At 47.9% G+C, this 13,345-nt stretch carries 13 protein-coding genes; 4 read left to right on the top strand and 9 right to left on the bottom strand.

From position 1 onward, the window contains the following. Window positions 1–3 precede the first annotated feature (3 nt). Both K4H28_RS00510 and K4H28_RS00505 read left to right on the top strand, forming a co-directional pair. Window positions 4–1,260 carry a putative bifunctional diguanylate cyclase/phosphodiesterase gene (locus tag K4H28_RS00510; RefSeq protein ID WP_221006339.1) on the top strand — a complete coding sequence of 419 codons (1,257 nt, stop codon included), beginning with the start codon at window positions 4–6 and terminating at the stop codon, window positions 1,258–1,260. Next, window positions 1,260–2,582: a deoxyguanosinetriphosphate triphosphohydrolase gene (locus tag K4H28_RS00505; RefSeq protein WP_221006338.1), complete on the top strand. Its 1,323-nt coding sequence runs from the start codon at window positions 1,260–1,262 to the stop codon at window positions 2,580–2,582. Before K4H28_RS00510 ends, K4H28_RS00505 begins: the two co-directional genes overlap by 1 nt. A 22-nt stretch (window positions 2,583–2,604) precedes the next feature. On the opposite strand, the gene waaC is transcribed toward K4H28_RS00505, so the two are convergent. Continuing rightward, the gene (gene waaC, locus K4H28_RS00500) at window positions 2,605–3,573 is read right to left on the bottom strand and encodes a lipopolysaccharide heptosyltransferase I (RefSeq protein ID WP_221006337.1); all 969 of its coding nucleotides are present in this window, start codon (window positions 3,571–3,573) and stop codon (window positions 2,605–2,607) included. A 337-nt stretch (window positions 3,574–3,910) separates the two neighbouring features. Between waaC and K4H28_RS00495 the strand changes: the two genes are divergently transcribed. Beyond that, entirely contained in the window at window positions 3,911–4,162 is a 252-nt protein-coding gene (locus K4H28_RS00495; RefSeq protein WP_221006336.1) for a hypothetical protein, read from the top strand. Here K4H28_RS00495 and K4H28_RS00490 read toward each other — a convergent pair. From K4H28_RS00490 to glyQ, 8 genes are all read right to left on the bottom strand, one after another. Continuing rightward, window positions 4,152–4,865: a M48 family metallopeptidase gene (locus tag K4H28_RS00490; protein ID WP_221006335.1), complete on the bottom strand. Its 714-nt coding sequence runs from the start codon at window positions 4,863–4,865 to the stop codon at window positions 4,152–4,154. The two genes, K4H28_RS00495 and K4H28_RS00490, sit on opposite strands and share 11 nt — an antisense overlap. A gap of 27 nt (window positions 4,866–4,892) precedes the next feature. Further along, window positions 4,893–5,294, bottom strand: coding sequence for a hypothetical protein (locus K4H28_RS00485; RefSeq protein WP_221006334.1), 402 nt, complete (start codon window positions 5,292–5,294; stop codon window positions 4,893–4,895). Continuing rightward, entirely contained in the window at window positions 5,294–6,028 is a 735-nt protein-coding gene (locus K4H28_RS00480) for a lysophospholipid acyltransferase family protein (RefSeq protein WP_221006333.1), read from the bottom strand. Before K4H28_RS00480 ends, K4H28_RS00485 begins: the two co-directional genes overlap by 1 nt. Before the next feature lie 163 nt (window positions 6,029–6,191). Then, complete coding sequence (gene gmhB / locus K4H28_RS00475; protein ID WP_221006332.1) at window positions 6,192–6,734, bottom strand: D-glycero-beta-D-manno-heptose 1,7-bisphosphate 7-phosphatase; 543 nt, start codon at window positions 6,732–6,734, stop codon at window positions 6,192–6,194. Window positions 6,735–6,778: 44 nt separating this feature from the next. Next, on the bottom strand, window positions 6,779–7,516 hold the full coding sequence (locus K4H28_RS00470) for a hypothetical protein (protein ID WP_221006331.1): 738 nt from the start codon (window positions 7,514–7,516) through the stop codon (window positions 6,779–6,781). 75 nt (window positions 7,517–7,591) lie between these two features. Further along, window positions 7,592–9,706, bottom strand: a complete 2,115-nt coding sequence (gene glyS / locus K4H28_RS00465; RefSeq protein WP_221006330.1) for a glycine--tRNA ligase subunit beta — start codon at window positions 9,704–9,706, stop codon at window positions 7,592–7,594. Window positions 9,707–9,787: 81 nt separating this feature from the next. Next, complete coding sequence (locus tag K4H28_RS00460; RefSeq protein WP_221006329.1) at window positions 9,788–10,273, bottom strand: hypothetical protein; 486 nt, start codon at window positions 10,271–10,273, stop codon at window positions 9,788–9,790. 15 nt (window positions 10,274–10,288) lie between these two features. Further along, window positions 10,289–11,182, bottom strand: a complete 894-nt coding sequence (gene glyQ, locus K4H28_RS00455; protein ID WP_221006328.1) for a glycine--tRNA ligase subunit alpha — start codon at window positions 11,180–11,182, stop codon at window positions 10,289–10,291. A gap of 271 nt (window positions 11,183–11,453) precedes the next feature. Between glyQ and K4H28_RS00450 the strand changes: the two genes are divergently transcribed. Further along, the gene (locus K4H28_RS00450; RefSeq protein ID WP_221006327.1) at window positions 11,454–13,343 is read left to right on the top strand and encodes a lytic transglycosylase domain-containing protein; all 1,890 of its coding nucleotides are present in this window, start codon (window positions 11,454–11,456) and stop codon (window positions 13,341–13,343) included. Window positions 13,344–13,345: the final 2 nt, after the last annotated feature.

The raw sequence follows: 13,345 nt of genomic DNA, 5'->3' as shown, positions 1-13,345 counted from the left end.
CCCATGCCAAGCTTCCAATCTTCGCTTGATCTCGCTGCGATCGAATTTCAGCAGTCTCAGTATTTACAATCCGCGATTGCAGCCACTCAAGCACAACGACAATGCGGTGTTTTGCATATCGAGCTACGTCATCGCCCGCATGCCAAGCAAGGTGAATCGGCGATTCAGCATATGGCGCAAGCCTTGCAGCCCATGCTGCGCGAGCATGACCAGCTCTTTCAAATCGATAACCAAACCGTGGTACTGCTGTTGCCCAATATTGCAGGTGTCAGCCATGCGATGCTGGCCGCTAATCGCGCGCAAACCTTACTCGAGGACAATCCAGAGTCCATCGTTCGACTCCACCCTCATATTGGGATTGCCATCTATCCTGATCACGGCGACAACTTACCTGATTTACTGCATGCAGCCTGCATCGCGGCCAGAGAGTTTGGTCAAGAAAATATTGGGGTTTACGAAGCCGAACGAGATTGGCTTGGCACGCAAATCGCACGCTTAGAAAGCCCATTACGAGACGCCTTAGAACAAAATCGTTTTCACCTCGCATTTCAACCCAAAATCAGTTGTATTGATCAAAGCGTAACGGGTGCCGAAATTTTATTGCGCTGGGACGATGAATTCTTAGGCAGTATCCCACCTGATCAGATCGTGAATGTCGCTGAACATCTTGGCTTGATGGATACACTCACCCGCTGGGTCATTCAATCGGGCTTGCGGCAATTTGCACTGTTTCGAGCAGATGGATTCACCGGTAGCATGAGCTTGAATCTGTGCCCAAGCAATCTATCCGACCCAAGCTTAGCGGCGTATATCGCCAATGCGCTTGAAGTATGGAGCATACCAGCCAATACCCTTACTCTTGAGATTACTGAATCCGCACTCATCGACGATATCGAGATGGCGCTCAAACAACTCTATCAACTGAAAACGATGGGTTGCATGCTGGCACTCGATGATTTTGGCACGGGTTATTCCTCACTATCATACCTAAAACGTCTACCCATCGATGAGCTAAAAATCGACCGCAGCTTTATCAAAACCATCGAAGCCTCCAGCAAAGACGCCGCCATCGTGCAAAGCATCATTGAACTTGCTCATAGACTCGATTTAACCGTGACTGCCGAAGGCGTTGAAGACATTGTCGGCGTTGAGTTTTTACAGCAACATCACTGCGATACTATTCAAGGTTTTTTTTACAGCCGCCCACTCACTTTTGACGCCTTCAAAGTGTTTTACGCAAAATCGGAATCCACCCAATAATGATGAATTGGCAAAACCTATTATCGGCTAACCGCCTCGGTGTGCTGGCCGACAGCCCGCTCAATAGTGAAGCAGGACGCAGTAATTACCACAAAGACCATGACCGGATTGTATTTTGCTCACCGTTTCGCCGGATGGGGCGCAAAACCCAAGTTCATCCGATGACTGAAAACGATCATGTGCATACTCGCCTCACGCACAGCATCGAAGTCGCCTGCGTTGGTCGCAGTTTGGGGGTTTTGATCGGCGAGCGTCTGCAAGGCCGACTACCGCACCACATCAGCCCTTACGATTTAGGCGGCATTGTGCAAGCGGCTTGCCTCGCGCACGATATTGGTAACCCACCGTTTGGTCATGCCGGCGAATACGCGATCCGCGACTGGTTTCGTCGCCCCGAGCAAGCGTATTTGATGCAAACACTCACCGCCGCCGAGCGACGCGACTTGATGACGTACGAAGGCAATGCACAAGGCTTTCGTATCATTACGCAACTGGAAAATCACCGCTTTGATGGCGGGCTTCGCCTCACCTACGCCACGCTCGGCACCACGTTGAAATACCCGTGGAGCAGTGAGTTTGCGGGTAGTAAAGGTAAATTTAGCTGCTACGAATCAGAACTCGACATCCTTGAAAACGTCGCGCTAGAGCTCGGTTTACCCTTGATTGAGCCAAATAAATGGGCGCGGCATCCTTTGTCGTATTTAATGGAAGCGTCGGATGATATTTGCTACGCCATCTTGGATTTAGAAGATGGCATCGAAATTGGCACCCTGCCCTTTGAAACCGTCGAACCACTTTTAATGAAGATTTGTGGCGGCGAAACGAGTCTTTTACAGCTTGAAGTGGCCGCAGCACCCAGCACCCGCCGTAAAATCTCGCTGTTACGCGGCAAGGCAATTGACCGCTGTATCCGCGACGTGGCAAACACCTTTATGACGCATTACGAGCGGATTATGGCCGGTACTTACCAAGGTGACTTACTCAATGACTGTCCCGCCAGTATGCGCACCGGATTGCAAGAAGCCAAACAACTCGCGCGTGACCGGATTTTTAATGAACGACGTAAAATTGAAATCGAAGTGGGTTCGTTCACCTGTTTAGAAATTCTGATGAGTGCCTTTTGCACCGCAGCCTACGAACAACACGTCAGCGCAGAAATGCCCTTCCGCATGCGGCGCGTACTCGATTTAATGGATTACAACGCGCCGAAAAAAGAATGGCCGCTCTACGAAACCTACCGCCGTGTACTCGATTTCATCGGCGGCATGACCGACAACTACGCGACGTATCTGGCGCAACAGGTTGGTGGCATGGGCAGATAAGAATATACCCAACAAAATATACTTAATGCGTATTGGGCAGCGCTAAACCCAAGATAGACAAAACCTGCTCGGGTGATGGAACCACGCCATTACCACCCAGCGAGTAGGCATGCATACTCCAATCAGGATGATAGCTAGCTGAATCGGTCTGAATGTACAGGGCAATCGAAGGGCAGTTTAAACTCTCCGCCAAATGGGTCATTCCTGTATCCACACCAATCGACCAATCTGCGCGACGGATTAAGCTGCCAATTTCGGACAATTTCATTCGTGGTGGCACAATCGCTAGCGTAGATGCACTCGCTAGTTGGTGTGCGACTTCACGCTCCGACTCACTACCCCATGGCAAAATCGCGGCAATCCCTTGCTGCTCTAAGGCTTGCAAAACACTCATCCAATGTGAAATTGGCCATTGTTTTTCCGCCTTAGACACAGCATGAAAACACATGACAAAGGGTCGTTCAGCGGGCAGCCAATTTGGCGTGCCGTCTGGCGGGATTAAGCCAAAATCCGGCGCGTCTTTGACCACATAGTTCATCGCCAAACCAGCATAAGCACGATACCACGCACTACCTGGCAACGATGGATCTGGTGAAACTTGTTGATTGTAAGCATAGCGAGAGATGGACTCCCCCAAACGCGCATCGGGCGGTCCAATTATCGAATTTGCATGCGCCACTTTACTCAATAGCGCCGATTTAATCATGCCATGACAATCAAGCACCACATCATATCGCTCAAGTCTCAAGTGCTTAATCGACGCCAATATCCCCTGCACATTGGCTGTATGTGACCTGTTTTTGAAGCCACGAAGCGGAACCGAAATAACCCGACGAATACCGGCATGCATTGCAGGGAGTTCCGCAAATTGCGCATCAACCAACCAATCAACTTGCACCCCAGGAAACTGCCGTTGCAAATCACTGACCATCGGTAATGCAAAAATAATATCCCCAAGTGAGGTCAATTTTGCAATCAAAATACTTTTCATTTACGGATGGCGCCTGATTAAACACTGCTGATATTTTAAGAGAAAATCATGGTCAACACGCTTGCCATGCCGCTATTTACAACGGGGAAGGATTATTTCACGAAAGTGAAAGCGATGTAAAAATATACGATATCGCATTACTCAAAAGATCTTACTTACAAGCAAGGATTCAACCAGAGCAAACGCCAAAGAGCGTGTAAAATCGAGCATTGATTGTGACCAAGCAAATCAAATCCGCGTTGACTTTCCACCGTAAACCTTCGAAGGTCGCTACTCCTCTACCTCTTCTTGTCGTAAACCCATCAAAATGAAAAATCTCATCGTATTGACATGCATCGTGACTTTACTCAGTGGCTGCGCGGTTGTGACCACGGCAGCCGTTGTCGGAGCCACGGCAGTGAGCGTCACAACAAGCGCGGTTGGATTGACTTATGACGCAACGAAAGCGGTGGCGAAAGGCACGTATGCAGCGGGAGAAATGGCGGTCGATGCCATATCAAACACGCCAACGCCGCAGCCAACGTCAACACCTCAAGTGACACCCGAAAAGACAGCGAACAACGTTGAAATCAAACCACTTACTGAGTAGCATCTTCCCAAGCCAATAAAGCAGAACCATTTTGCTTGAGCCAATGACGTTCAGACTTCCAATGCGGGCACGCAGCGGCGACGATCGCCCAGAAACGCGCAGAATGATTCATTTCGGCTAAATGCGCCAGTTCATGAATCACCACATAATCGATGACACTCGCAGGCGCTTGCATCAGCCGCCAACTGAGGCGAATGTCGCCGTTTGACGTGCAACTCCCCCACCGCGTTTTGGCGGAGGACAAGATCAATTGGCGTGGCTGTAAACCCATACGCTCAGCCCAAACGCTAAGCCGTTCGGCAAAATAAGGTTTAGCTGCGCGCTGATAAAAACGAATTAATGCGGGGGCGATTTTATGCTCGTTGGCTGCACACAGATAAAGCGTATCATCGGTCAGTTTGGCGCGTAATGCGCTTTGCAACAATCGCGGTTCGCCCAACCACAGCGCCGTTGCGCCCCATGTCAATTTGGCTTGCGCCACGGGTTCAGCGAGGCGGGTTTCTCGCTCGGCGAGTTTAGCGCGTATCCACGCGAGTTTGAGTTGAATGACGCGCTCGGCTTCCGCTAGCGGCGCGCGTTGCGGAAGGATGACCGTCAGCCCCGCGGCATCGATTTTCAAACCAATACTACGGCGGCGAGCACTACGCTGTAGTGTATAGGGTATATCGCCAGAGGCGAATTTGAAAAACAACTGCAACAGCATACCTCAAAGAGCCAATATTCAAACGACCTAAACAGCGCCTTTCCACGCAGAAATCCCACCTGATATTTCAGAGAAATGCTCAAAGCCAAATTCAAATAAGGCCGTTTTTGTATACTCGTTGAGCCCAACACCGTAAATATCAAGCCAGATCAGTTGAGCATCCGCTTCAAATACATGATGATCCCAAACATTATCTAGACCAGAATTCAATATCTCAGCTAAGGAGTCTTCCGGATACCAAAGAAATGGCGTAATACCAAAATCCTCCCAGCAGCAGTTCATATGGGTACCAGTAGATAATACCTGATCAATATAGGGTTGATTGCCTTCGCTTTGAATAATCCAACAATGAATATTTGTATAAAGTTCTAGAAGTTTACTTCCGAATTCCAAATCAACAATCAAAGCGATCTTACGTTTTTTCGCCATTATTTAGGCACTGTAAAGCATGGCCCACGACCCGTGATTTCTGTCATTTGACCTTCGATCCAGCCTTCCACCTCTTGAATTAACTCAAGCGACTTTTTACCTTCGACTGCAATCGGAGCTCCGACGCGCACCGTGATTTCACCCGGATATTTCAAAAATGAATTTTTCGGCCAGAACTCACCCGAATTCATCGCCACCGGCACAATCGGTACATTTAAATCTAAAGCCAAGCGTGCGCCGCCTTGCTTATATTGGCCGCGCTCGCCCGGTTTAATCCGCGTACCTTCAGGAAAAATAACGATCCACAGGCCTTTGGCCAATCGATCTTTGCCTTGCTCCATTAATTGTCGCTGCGCTTGTGCGCGTTGCCCGCGATCAATCGCAATCGGTGACGTTGTGGCCAGCGCCCAACCAAAAAATGGCATTTTAAGTAGCTCGCGCTTCATCACCCACACTTGTGGCGGGAAAATCAGCTGCAGCGCCATCGTCTCCCAAGCCGATTGATGTTTACACATAATCATCAAAGGGCCGGCGGGAATATGGTCTGCGCCTTCGACTTTAAATTTGAGGCCGCATGTGATGTGGAGCCACTTCAATAAAATGACCGACCACAGTCGAATGATTCGATTTCGAGTCACCGGCGGTAAAGGCAAAATCAAAATGGCAATCAAGGTGAATAAGGGCGTGATGATGACAACCAGCAACCAATACAAAATAGACCGCAACCACACCATGAAACAGACACCTGTAGAAAATCGAGCAGAATTTAAAAACAAATCAGAAGTCTTTACGCATCGCGGCTTGGATTCAGAGCACGATTACGGCAATCTTCAAATTGCGCCTTGCGTGAAAACAGCGTTTACCGCGATTTTAGGATCAAGATCAAATCAACAAAACTTAATCGTTGGAATACATCAACCAATTGGCCGCGGCCGCCAAATGATCAAATACGCGGGTTCCCGCTGGCACGTTACCCGCTAACTCGATTTTCGCACCGTTTCCAGTACGAACCAACAGCGCTTGCCCGCCTGCTGCAATAATCGCTTCCAAATCACGCAACGAATCACCGATCATAAAGCAATCTTTGGGCTCGACTCGAAAACGCTTCGCGATATCGAGCACCAAACCCGGCGCAGGTTTGCGGCAATCACAAGCTGCGTCGGGTGCGTGTGGGCAGAAAAAAACGGCATCAATATGCCCACCCGCATGATGCACCGCCTTGTGCATTTTGGCGTGAATACGATTGAGCATGTGTACATCAATAATGCCACGCCCAATACAGCTTTGATTCGTTGCCACCACCATCGTCCAACCCGCCCGAGTGAGCTCGCCAATGGCATTCAAACTACCAGGAATCGGCAACCATTCTTCGGGCGACTTAATGAAGTCAGGGCGGTCTTCATTAATGACGCCATCACGATCTAATATTAATATTTTCATAAAAACCCTGAAATCTAATCAGCAAATAAAACTTAAAAACACATTTAAAGCTCATCTAAGTTTGTAGACTGACGTATTTCCTTTGCCTCTCTAGACTTCACTGTTTCAAGATACTTATTTGCAGCTTTTTTATTCTCGGAGTCATACTTTTTTTTATCAAAATCAGATGACTGAACTACCAACTCAAATCTAATTCTAGATTGACAATCCGACCCATAACTAAACAACTCTGCATGATAAGCTTTAACTGCAGAGTCATCTCTCCAATAGTAATACGTCAGCTTATCTTTTACGTAAAAATCTACCCCAGTCAGTAGATATACACAATTATAGCCCTTGCTCTTTATTTTCTTTATTGGGTCACCGTACTTTGCTGATATTGCACCAACTATCTTCTGACTAACCATATCTCCTAAAGGATTCATATAAATTAACTTCCCCCTTCGAAAGATTAGCATTAATTTTTTAATATCAACACCAGAGGGAGAATACTCATCTACAAGATATGCATGATAACCATCTAAATAATTGTCATAAATTCCATAAGCGTAGCCACTTCCAGCCTGCAAATCATGTATGCGGATATATTTTGATTTAACACGACTACGCTCCGCGCCATCTATACCATCATTCAAACTGATATAGCCCTCTTCAACAGTCCAGTCATGGAAGTCATCATACGACATTCCAATCTTAAGTCCACCTAGCCCTTCAATTTTCTGAGCATAAGAGGCAGACGTTGCCAATAAGAACATTAAGAAAAACTTAAACAATAATGACATAATCGCCCCCCCTTAAAATCACTAAAAAACATTATAAATTCAAAAACAAATCGACATACTCAAAAATAGTTGAAACTAAGTATCCAGCAGAGAAATATCAACCACTTTATTCATTAAATAATTTAAAGTCGCCAATAAAGCCAAGCGACCATTTCTTTGTGCTTCATCCTCCACCATTACCATTACATTTTCAAAGAACAAATCTACAGGTGATTTTAGAGTTGAGAGCAAGCATAGCATTTGACCAAATTCACCATTTTTATCTGGGATTTCCATTTTCTGCACGACACTCTTCATTTCGTTATAAAGATCCTCTTCTTCCTTACAAGAATGCGGTGTAAATATTCCAGAGCCAAATTGTGGCAAATTATCCCAACCTTGATGTGGTGAGTGATTAAACCATTGATCGCCCGCTTTCTTCAGAATATTGCGGATACGCTTGTTCGCCGCAGCAAGCGCAGCACTTTCTGGTAGTGCTTTAAATTCAGCAACAGCCGCCAAACGCACCGTCACATCGTCCAAACGCGTTGGCTGCATCGCCAATACGGCATCGATATCGGCGGCTGGATAATCAGCGGCCAGCAAGTTTTTCAGGCGTTCGAGCATAAAGCCATACAAGCCATCGACCGTACCCTCTTTAATCAAGCCAGCAGGGAAGCTGGCGGCGGTAATGTTGAGTAACACTTTCAAATCGAGTGGCTGCGCAAGCGCAATTCGCAATACACCCAGCGCAGCGCGGCGCAGAGCGAATGGATCTTTGTCGCCCGTTGGAATCAAACCAATGCCGTAAATACCAACCAAGGTTTCCAATTTATCGGCTAAAGAAACTGCTTGTGCAACCGCACCTTCAGGTAGGGTATCACCCGAAAACTTAGGCTTATAGTGGGCTTCAACGGCATACGCCACCTCAGCATCTTCGCCATCATGCTTGGCGTAATACTGACCCATGATGCCTTGCAGCTCAGGGAATTCACCCACCATATCAGACGACAAATCAGCTTTGGCTAAATACGCTGCTCGCGTCGCTTTTGCCGCATCCGCGCCCAACAATTTGGCGATCTCACCGGCAATGCATTCCAAACGCGATACACGCTCAAGTTGTGAACCAATTTTGTTGTGATAAACAACGTTCGCCAATTTAGCTACGCGGCTATCCAGTGGGGCTTTTTTATCTTGCTCAAAGAAGAACTTCGCATCCGACAAGCGCGCGCGCAATACGCGTTCATTGCCGTTAATGATGTGGCTAGAATCAGTGGCTTGCAGATTTGATACCAACAAGAATTGATTCATTAACTTGCCATTGGCATCGAGCAGCGGGAAGTATTTTTGATTTTGTTGCATCGTCAAAATCAAGCATTCTTGTGGCACATCGAGGAATTCAGCCTCAAATTCACCCTTCAAAATCACCGGCCATTCAACCAAGGCAGTCACTTCGTCAAATAAGGAATCATCAGCAGCAATCGTTGCATTGACCGCAGCAGCGGCCTCTTTGAGTTTTTCACCAATCAAGGCGCGACGCGCAGCAAAGCTGGCAATCACACGACCGTCATCGTGCAACACTCGCGCGTATTCAGATGCAGTTTTTAGAATCAGCTCACCAGCAGAGAGGAAGCGATGGCCTTGTGTAGTGCGACCGGCTGTTAAATGCAAAACTTGCCCATCAATGACATCATCGCCGTGCAACATCACTAAACCATGTACCGGACGGATAAACTGACCATCTCGATCCCCCCAGCGCATCATTTTTGGCGCAGGTAGCTTTTTGAGCGTTGTGGCAACCAAGCCACTCAACACAGCGCTTAATGCTTCACCTGCTTTGCTCATCCGATAGACAAACACATCTTGCTTGCCATCGTTAACTGTTTCCAAGCTGGTAACCGCTTCTGGAGCAAGGCCACAAGAACGCGCAAAACCGAGCAAGGCGGGCGTTGGATTGCCATCCTTAAAGCCGGCAACCACTGCGGGGCCACGCTTTTCGATGTTTTGCTCAGGCTGCACTGCGGCTACATTTGGAATGCTCACCGCCAAACGGCGTGGGCTCGCAAATGTGGTGTATTCCGTATCGGCAGGCACGAAACCTAATTTTTGCAATTCAGCAAAAATGTGATCAGCAAACGCCGCGCCTAATTTAGGCAAAGCTTTCGGTGGTAATTCTTCGGTAAATAATTCAATCAATAGCGTTGGATTCATGCTTATTCTCTTTAAATGCGAGGGCAAATGCATCTTGCCGCAACGCTTCATCTGGCAGGAAAACCTGATTCAGGTACTTATTCACTCTTTAGCGGCAGCGTCTTTCTCGGCCATAATCTGGCAGATTTGTCGGACAAAATCAGCCCCATAACTGTTTTTCTCTGGGGTGGTAAATTCCCACATAAACGCCGGAACATCATGCCGAGCAATTTCTTTGTCTTCACTATTTTGCATAGACACCGCGACCCCCGCCATACGCCCCAATTCACAGTGAATGACTGATCGGGCGTACTTAAGCCGGTACTTCGCCTTAGTTTCAGGGTCGATCTGGTCTGCGAAATAGCGCTGAACCATCCAAACAAAGGTGTAGTTTGCTTCAGCAAACTGTTTTTCATGCTTGACTGAGTTGGCATCAACCCAAGTTTCAAACTCAGGCATCGTGCCATACAGACGCCAATCGGTATTTTTAAACGGAATGGGTGCAGGACCTTCCAAACCATCGTCCATTTTCTTGCAAGCACTCAAAAGCAGCACTGCCATCACGCACCAAGCAATCCGACTCCGCATGAAAACCCCGCGTCCTTAGGCTGGCAACTGGCACATCGGGAAGCCTAGCGCTTCACGGCTATCGTAATACGCTTGCGCCACCAAACGCGCCAACGTGCGCACACGGCCAATATAGGCAGCCCGCTCAGTGACCGAAATCGCACCACGCGCATCGAGCAAATTGAACATGTGTGAGCACTTCATCACCATCTCAAATCCGGGCAAAGCCAGACCCGCTTCAATCAAGCGCTTCGCTTCAGATTCGAAATTATTAAATTGCTCGAATAAGAACGGCACATTCGATTGCTCGAAGTTGTAAATCGATTGCTCAACTTCATTTTGGTGATAAATGTCACCGTAAGTTACTTTTTGGCCATTTGGATATTCAGTCCAAACGATGTCATAAATACTATCTACCCCCTGGAGGTACATCGCCAGACGCTCTACACCATAAGTGATCTCACCCAATACTGGCTTGCAATCAAGACCACCGACTTGTTGGAAGTAGGTAAATTGCGTCACTTCCATGCCATTGAGCCACACTTCCCAACCCAGACCCCAAGCACCGAGTGTTGGGCTTTCCCAATCGTCTTCAACAAAGCGCACATCATGCACCGACGTATCGATGCCCAGCTCTTGCAACGAGCCTAAGTACAATTCTTGGATATTGTCTGGAGATGGCTTCAACACCACTTGGTATTGGTAGTAATGCTGGCAACGATTTGGATTTTCACCATAACGGCCATCTTTCGGACGGCGGCAAGGTTGCACATAAGCGGCATTCCAAGGCTCAGGGCCTAAAGAGCGCAAAAACGTGCCAGTATGAAAAGTGCCCGCACCAACTTCGATATCGTACGGTTGCAACAAGGCGCAGCCATGACCCGCCCAGTAGGTTTGGAGCTTGAGAAGGATTTCCTGAAAAGTCAGCATAGTTTTATTGGCACACGGTACAGTTCTTTAATCAGATAATTCTACCTGTTTTTATCGTCACCGTGGCGCACCCCACTCATTGAGTCGGCTTCTCAACACAGTCCAAGCACACTAAGCCCCAAGAAACGCTGAAAAAACGTAAAAATGTAACAAACTTACGTATTTAATCAGAAATATGTTTTTCTCAGCACCGCAAAGCCAGAGGTTCTTGTTATGCTTGCGTTTTATTGCGTGAGTTTGCCGCGACTTATCTTCTGTTTAGGTTTCAATAATGCGTCCGCTTTTATCTACCCTTATTCTTAGTAGCAATTTATTACTCTCGGCCAGCGCATTTGCTAGTCTAGATTTAGACGCTCTGCGTGAAGCGGTACGTGCCCGTGACTTGCCACGTATCGCTCAAATGAGTGAAGCTAGTAGCGGCGAACCCTTAGAAATGTACCCGCAATATTATTGGCTTAACCTACAAATCAAACAAATTTCCGAAGAAGACGCGAATGCGTTTTTAACTCGCTTCCCCAACACCCCACTCGCTAATCGCTTTCGCGAAGATTGGCTCAAAGAATTAGCTGCTCGCCAATCATGGGCTTCATTCGAGCGCGAATACGGCAAGCTAGACTCGCCATCAGTCGAGCTGCAATGCTTTAAAAGCCAAGCTGCTTTAGCTCGCAACGACAGCAGCACACTCAGCAGCAATAAATCGTTCTGGTTTACTGGCAAGCCCGTCGCCAGCGCCTGCAATCCAGTGTTTGATGCTTTGTTTAAAAGCGGCGCATTGACCAACAATGATGCTTGGTGGCGAATTCGACAAGCTTTGGCGGGCGATCGGGCGGATTTTGCGCGTCAACTCAGCGCACGCGTGGATTCTCCAGTCGAGTTCTCAGCCAAGAATCTTGCCGCATTAAAAAATGCACCAGAAAAACAACTTTCCAAACAGGGCAATAGCCGAGCCGACCGTGAATTGCAGCTTTATGCTCTGGAATTGATTGGTCGCAAAAATCCAGACCAAGCTGCTCGCCTGATTGAAGAATTGGGTGATCAGCTCAGCGTCGAGGATCAGCGTTTTGCATGGCAGCAGCTGGGCTTATTTGCAGCGCGCCGCCACCACCCAAGTGCATCGATTTGGCTCGGTAAAGCCACGCTGAATGATTTGGAAGAAGAAGACCAAGCGTGGTTGCTGCGCTCAGCCTTGCGCGCAGAGGATTGGCCAGCGGTTGAGCAGCGCATCAATGTGCTACCGAAAGAAACCCGCGAGAAAAAAACCTACCGCTACTGGTTGGCGCGCGCTTATGAAGCACAAAATAAACCCGCCGAAGCAAGGGCGATTTATGTATCGCTCAGCGATGGTTTTGATTACTACGGTTTATTGTCACAAGAAAAACTAGGCACGATGCTAGAAGAATCGCGCGCGCCCTATACCCTCAACAAAGACGAAATGAAACAAGTCGCAGCACTACCAGGCGTGATTCGCGCGCTGCGTCTTAATCAACAAGGCTGGCGCGTCGAAGCCAATCGAGAATGGAATTTTGCGATGCAAGGTTTGAGCGATACACAGTTGCTCGCCGCAGCTGAATTAGCGCAAAAAAACAAAATGTTTGACCGCAGTATTTATAGCGCCGAACGGACTAAGTCGATTCATGATTTTACGCTGCGTTACCCGCGCCCGTATCAAGCGGATATTGAGTTAGCCGCTAAAACACAAGACCTTGATCCGGCGTGGGTTTATGGGCTCATTCGCCAAGAGAGCCGCTTTATCAGCGATATTCGTTCCAGCGCCAATGCAGCAGGCTTAATGCAATTAATGCCAGACACGGCCAAATGGGTCGCAGGAAAAATGAAGTTTTCTGATTTCAAACCAAGTGACGTGACCGACGTTGAAATCAACACCCAGATGGGCGCGTATTATCTGGCCTACTGGGCGAACAACTTTAATGGTAATGCCATTTTGACCACGGCGGGCTATAACGCAGGCCCTGGTAATGCCAGAAAATGGCGTTCAGCTGCCGAAATGGATCCAACGATTTATATCGAAACGATTCCATTTAGCGAAACACGCGACTATGTCAAAAAAGTACTGACGAATGCGAGTCATTACGCGCATTATTATCCAAATAGTCCAACCCAATTAAACCAACGCTTGCAAGCTGTACAGCCTCCGCAATAATT

The sequence above is a fragment of the Deefgea tanakiae genome, assembly GCF_019665765.1.
Classification (GTDB): domain Bacteria; phylum Pseudomonadota; class Gammaproteobacteria; order Burkholderiales; family Chitinibacteraceae; genus Deefgea; species Deefgea tanakiae.
The sequence above is the reverse complement of the archived record's forward strand: the minus strand, read 5'-3'. Positions and strand labels throughout refer to the sequence as shown.